Here is a 6,000-nt window from a genome sequence, read left to right on the forward strand (position 1 = left end):
ATCGCGCGGCATCCCGTGATAGTTACATCAAAAACGGCTGCAAGGTTGCGCTGTGGAGGTCCAGGCCGTGGATTCGGATCTGCTCCACGCCTTTTTGCTTCAGCTCCCGGGCGACCAGGACCAGTGCCGCAATCCCGGAGTCGAAGATCCGGTCGACGCCGGTCAGGTCGAGCGTGCAGGCGTCGATGCTCTCGTCTACCGCTTGGCCGATCAGCAGCAAGGCAAAGGCGCAGCGCAGATCCAGCGGGCCGTCGATCCGGATGCGCAGGACGCCATCGTCGATCTCGTAGTCGAGATCTGCGGCAGGGGCTGCGATCCCCGGGGTGTGGTGGCCTGTTCGGTCGGCGCCCTGCCGCCCGACATCATGGAATCCGAGTATCCGGATCGCCTGATCGGCCTTGCTCGGCGAGGCCGAGGACGCCGTGCGTGCATGCAGCGAGTCAATTCGTGTCATCGTTATGCTCTCCTCCTGGTCATGGTCTTTTTTTCAGTGCCGTTTCATCTTGCGGCACCCAAGTGCCATCAGGTGAACTACACTCGCGCCTTCACGTCCTGCGTGGCCGGTTTATGGTTGAGCACTCCGGACGAGGTGTTCCGGTTGTTGTCGAATCGTTCCTCAGGCCCAGGTCTTGACGAACCGCATCAGCTCCTCCGGGCCGAGCGGTTGGGTGTAGAGAAAGCCCTGCGCGATCGTGCAGCCGGCCTCCCGCAGGAAATCGGCCTGATTCTGCGTCTCCACGCCCTGCGCGATGACGCGCATGCCCAGCGTCTTGCCCAGCGCGAGGATCGCGCGCGCGATTGCCGCGTCGCCGCTGTCGTCCGGTAGTCCGTCGATCACGGACTTGTCCATCTTCAACTCCCGGATCGGCAGCCGCTTCAGATCCGCGAGCGATGAGGAAAACGCGCCGAAATGATCGATCGCGAACTCGATTCGACGGGTGCCCGGTCGTAGAGTCGGGCATAGCGGTCGCGCGAGGCTTCGAGCGCCCGCTGAGCGTCGCGAAGCTCTCGGTTTTGCTGGGTCAGCTCGATTTGATGGGTCTTCAAATCGTGCATGAGGCGGTGCAGCTCGTCCTCGCTGGCCGCCTTTTCTTGTGAGGTTTCGCCCTCGGGGGCAATGTCCTCCTCCTCGCATGTCATAGGTCTCGACACTGGCTATACTCCGGCGCGTCCCGCACGACGTGGCCGTTACGGTGTGACGTTTGCGATGCGTGGCGTCGATCCGGCGGATCGTCTACATACCGCAAGCTCCGCTGTTCGGCCTGACCGTCGTTTGTCGTCCAGACGTTCTCGCTAAGTCACAAGTATATGAGCGGAAATCGGATTTTTGTATTGTGGCTTCACGCGTGCGGGCTAAGTAGTCTTACGGATCCAGCCCCTGAAGCGATCGGGCGCGTCTGCTTCCGGTGAGTTGACAGGCTGTTGCTGCACCATCTGCCGGCGCGCACCGGCATGGCCTTCGTGCTCATCCAGCATCTGGATCCGGTACATCCCAGCCTCCTGGTCGATCTGCTGGTCGCGGCGACCCGGATGCCGGTGCACGAGGCCGTGGACGGCGAGTTGGTCGAGCCGGATCATGTCTATGTCATCCCGCCGAATTGCTCGCTCGGGCTGCATCATCGGCGGCTGCTCGTCTTGCCGCGCCAGGAGGATCGGGGGCTGCACCTGCCCGTAGACAGCTTCCTGCAAACCCTGGCGGACGACTTGGGCCCGAAGGCCATCGGCGTGGTCTTGTCCGGGACAGGCTCGGACGGGACGCACGGGCTGAAGGCGATCAAGGCGGCCGGCGGAATGACCTTCGCCCAGGACCGACAGAGCGCGGAGCATTACGGGATGCCGGGCAGCGCGATCGCCGCCGGTTGTGTCGACCTGGTGATGGCGCCGCCGGAGATGGCGTGCGAGCTTGCACGCATTGCGCGTCACCCGTACTTGCGCCAATCCTTGCGCAAGATTGCGGACCTCCCCGGCGGCAACGAAGAGGATCTCGGCAAGATCTTCATGATGCTGCGCACGCACACCGGAAACGATTTCAGCTTCTACAAGCGCGACACCATCCTACGGCGGATCAAGCGGCGCATGGCCGTGCATCGGATCGACCGGCTTGCCGAGTATGCGCGCTATCTCCAGTCCCAGCCCGAGGAGGTCGGACGATTGTTCGACGACCTGCTGATCAGCGTGACCGGGTTCTTTCGCGAGCCCGAGGCTTTCGACGCCCTGCGCGAGAAGGTCTTTCCGGTCCTCTTTGCGGAGCCGCACGACGAGCACCCGGTGCGTGTCTGGGTGCCCGGCTGCGCCACCGGCGAGGAGGCCTATTCGATCGCCATCGCCATGATCGACTATCTGGGCGAGCAGGCGGCCGGCACGCGCATCCAGATCTTCGGGACCGACATCGACACCAAGGCGATCGAAAAAGCCCGCGCGGGCCTCTTTGCCGACCCGCTCGTCGCGCACCTGGCACCCGAGCAGCTGAAGCGTTTCTTCGTCAAGGTCGCCGGCGGCTACGAGGTCGCCAAGCGGGTGCGCGATCTGTGCATCTTCGCGGTGCAGAACCTGGTGAAAGACCCGCCCTTCTCCAGGTTGGATCTGGTCTCCTGTCGCAACCTCATGATCTATTTCGGGCCGCCGTTGCAAAAGCAGGCCCTGCAGATCTTCCACTATGCGCTCGAGCCGAATCGGTTTCTGATGTTGGGGTCCTCCGAATCCATCGGGGCACGGGCCGACCTCTTCGCCCTGTTCGACCACAAGAGCAAGATCTATAAGAAGAAATCCAACGTGCCTCGGCTCGAGACCACGCTCATGCCCCGGGCGTTTCAAGCTGCGGGCGATCTCTCGGTCGCCCCCGCCGCGCCGGGTCTGAATGAGCCGGTCGATCTCACCGAAGCAACCGATCGCATGATCCTCAAACACTACGGGCCTCCGGGCGTGGTGGTGTCGAGCGACCTGGATATCCTGCTGTTTCGCGGCGAGACCGGCCGCTATCTGGATCCGATCCCGGGCGCGGCCACTCTGAATCTGCTCAAGCTGGCGCGCCGGGAGCTTGCGGTCGAGCTGCGCGCGGCGATCCGGGAGGCGCGTACGAGCGGCGCGCCCGTCAGCAAGAGCCGCGTCTGGTATCGGCGCAACGGTGCCGATGCGTGGATCGGCCTGCGGGTGCTGCCGATCGACGACGGGGGCGGGCCACCCGATCGGCTGTTGGTGCTGTTCGACGAAACAGAGACCGCCGAGCCGCGTTCGGTCACTGCAACGGTCGCAACGAGCGACGCGCCCGTGCCGGTGGACGAGCGCATCGTGGCGCTGGAGCGCGAGCTGACCTCCACGCGGGACTACCTCCAATCCATCATCACGGAGCAGGAGCGCAACAACGAGCAGCTGAGGTCCGCGAATGAAGAGATCCAGTCCGCCAACGAGGAGCTGCAGAGCACCATCGAGGAGCTGGAGACGGCCAAGGAAGAGTTCCAGTCGACCAACGAGGAGCTGGCGACCGTCAACTGCGAGCTGGAGAATCGCAACCAAGAGCTGGCCGAGGCGAACAGCGATCTCGGCAATCTCCTCGTCAGCGTCGATCTCCCCGTGCTGATCCTGGGGCCGGACCTGCGTATCCGCCAGTTCACGCCGCAGGCCGAGCGGCTCCTGAATCTGATCTCCTCGGATCTCGGCCGGCCCATCGGCAACATCAAGCCGAACATCGAGATTCCCGATCTGGAGGCCCGGGTGCAGGCAGTCGTCGATCGGGTGACGCCCCAGGCGCTCGAGCTTCAGGACGAGGACGGCCACTGGTACTCGGTGCGGATTCGCCCCTACAAGTCCGCGGAGAACCGGATCGAGGGTGCGGTGATCGCCTTCGTCGACATCGACGAGGCGAAGACGTCCGAGGCGCGCCTGCGCAACGCGTTGGAGCAGGTGCAACGGCTCGCGGCCTTAGTGAAGGATGCCGACGATGCCATGACGGTGCAGGGCTTCGACGGGTCCATCCTTGCCTGGAACCCCGCGGCCGAGCGGGCCTACGGTTATCGCGAGAGCGATGCCCTGGCGATGTCGATCGAGCGCCTGATCCCGCCCGAGGCGATGGGGCTCTATCGGACCACGATCGAGCGACTGAAGCGCGGCGAGCGCGTCGAGCCGTTCGAGAGCGAGCGTCTGCACGCAAACGGCCGTCGTGTGCCCGTGCTGATCCATCCCATCGCACTGCTGGACGACCGCGGGATCCCCTACGCGCTTGCGACCACCGAGCGCCCTGCAACCAAGATCGAGACCTAGTGGAGCAGTGCAGAGATCCCGAAGCCTTCCGAGCTCGATCTCGTTGTCGTTGTCGTTGTCGTAATCGCGGTCGTAATCGCGGTCGTATCGACAACGACAACGAACGGGATCGCTTGTCAACTTTACCGGCCTGTCGAAAGGACGAGGCCGGGACGCGGCATCCCGGTTTCCGTCCCACGGTTTTCGGGCGCGCCCGCGGGCTTTGTGGTTAAATCCCGCGCCATGTTCCATCCCATCGCCATCTATGTCGGCCTTCGCTACACGCGAGCGAAACGCCGTAATCATTTCATCTCCTTCATCTCGGGCACCTCGATGGTGGGCATTACGCTCGGCATCGTGGCGCTGATCGTGGTGCTCTCGGTGATGAACGGTTTCCACAAAGAGATACAGGCTCGCATTCTGAGCATGGCCTCGCACGCCACACTCGCCGATCCCTACGGCGGAGGCATCAAGGACTGGCGCGACGTGCTGGAGCGGGTTCGAGCCCATCCGAATGTCGTCGGCGCCGCGCCCTTCGTCGAGGTCCAAGGGATGCTGGTCAACGGCTCGCAGGTGAGCGGCGCCCTGATCCGCGGCATCGTCCCGACCGAGGAAGATCAGGTCGCGGAGCTGCGCCGCGATATGGTCACGGGCTCGGTGGATGATCTCGTCGACGGCGAGTTTCGGATCATCCTCGGACAGGATCTGGCGAACTTCCTGGGCGTGGTGCCCGGAGATAAGGTCACCGTCGTCACGCCGCAGGTGAGCGCGACACCGGTCGGGATCATGCCGCGGCTCAAACGCTTCACCGTGAGCGGCGTCTTCTCGGTCGGCATGGCGGATTACGACCGCAATGCCGCCTTCATGCAGATGGACGATGCGGCCAAGCTGCTGAGCCTGGGCGATGCGGTCTCGGGTGTGCGGCTCAAATTGACCGATATGTGGCTGGCGCCGAAGCTCTCGCGCGATATCGCCTACGAGCTGGACGGGGTCTACCGCGTCCTGGACTGGACGCAGGTCCACAGCAACTTTTTCAGCGCGCTGGCGATGGAGAAGCGGATGATGAGCATCATCCTCTTCCTGATCGTGGCCGTAGCCGCCTTCAACATCGTCTCGACCCTCGTCATGGTCGTCACCGACAAGCAGGCCGACATCGCGGTGCTGCGCACCCTCGGCGCCTCGCCCGCGCGCATCATGGGGATTTTCATGGTGCAGGGCACCGCGATCGGTCTGGTCGGGACGCTGATCGGGATGGTGGCGGGCGTGATCCTGGCGCTCAATGTCGAGACCGTCGTCGCCGGGATCGAGGGGCTCTTCGGGGTTCACTTCCTGGATCCGACCATCTACTACATCAGCGCGCTACCCTCGGACGTGCATCTGGAAGACGTGCTCTTCGTCGGCGGTGCGGCCTTCCTGATGTCCGTGCTCGCGACCATCTACCCGGCCTGGCGCGCAGCCGCGACCCAGCCGGCCGAGGCCCTGCGTTATGAGTGATCTCGAGCCCGTGTTGGAGGTGAAGGGGCTGTCGAAGACCTTCCGCCAGGGTCCGCTGGAGGTCGAGGTGCTGCGCGACGTGGATTTTCGCGTCGGTGCCGGCGAGCGGATCGCCATCGTCGGGGCCTCGGGCTCGGGCAAAAGCACCCTGCTGCATTGCGTCGGCGGCTTGGAGCGCCCGAGCAGCGGGAGCCTGCGCTGGCTCGGTCAGGAGGTCAACCGACTCTCCGAGACTAAGCGCGGCCTGCTGCGCAACAGCCATCTCGGCTT

The 6,000-nt window shown here is 64.2% G+C and carries 6 protein-coding genes; 3 read left to right on the forward strand and 3 right to left on the reverse strand.

All coding sequences use genetic code 11. The features are described from left to right. Positions 1–22: 22 nt before the first annotated feature. From VLR48_RS18020 to VLR48_RS18030, 3 genes are all read right to left on the reverse strand, one after another. Complete coding sequence (locus VLR48_RS18020) at positions 23–454, reverse strand: STAS domain-containing protein (protein ID WP_325293113.1); 432 nt, start codon at positions 452–454, stop codon at positions 23–25. 162 nt (positions 455–616) lie between these two features. Next, entirely contained in the window at positions 617–931 is a 315-nt protein-coding gene (locus tag VLR48_RS18025) for an EAL domain-containing protein (RefSeq protein ID WP_325293117.1), read from the reverse strand. Beyond that, the gene (locus VLR48_RS18030; RefSeq protein WP_325293118.1) at positions 877–1,152 is read right to left on the reverse strand and encodes a hypothetical protein; all 276 of its coding nucleotides are present in this window, start codon (positions 1,150–1,152) and stop codon (positions 877–879) included. Before VLR48_RS18030 ends, VLR48_RS18025 begins: the two co-directional genes overlap by 55 nt. A 270-nt stretch (positions 1,153–1,422) precedes the next feature. On the opposite strand from VLR48_RS18030, the gene VLR48_RS18035 reads away from it, so the two are divergent. The 3 genes from VLR48_RS18035 to VLR48_RS18045 form a co-directional block, all read left to right on the forward strand. Beyond that, positions 1,423–4,257, forward strand: a complete 2,835-nt coding sequence (locus VLR48_RS18035; RefSeq protein WP_325293114.1) for a CheR family methyltransferase — start codon at positions 1,423–1,425, stop codon at positions 4,255–4,257. Positions 4,258–4,479: 222 nt separating this feature from the next. Next, on the forward strand, positions 4,480–5,730 hold the full coding sequence (locus VLR48_RS18040) for a lipoprotein-releasing ABC transporter permease subunit (protein ID WP_325293115.1): 1,251 nt from the start codon (positions 4,480–4,482) through the stop codon (positions 5,728–5,730). Further along, on the forward strand, positions 5,723–6,000 hold a 278-nt coding region (locus VLR48_RS18045; protein ID WP_325293116.1), incomplete at its 3' end, for an ATP-binding cassette domain-containing protein. The genes VLR48_RS18040 and VLR48_RS18045, both read left to right, overlap by 8 nt.

Source organism: Thiocapsa sp. (assembly GCF_035467215.1).
GTDB lineage: Bacteria > Pseudomonadota > Gammaproteobacteria > Chromatiales > Chromatiaceae > Thiocapsa.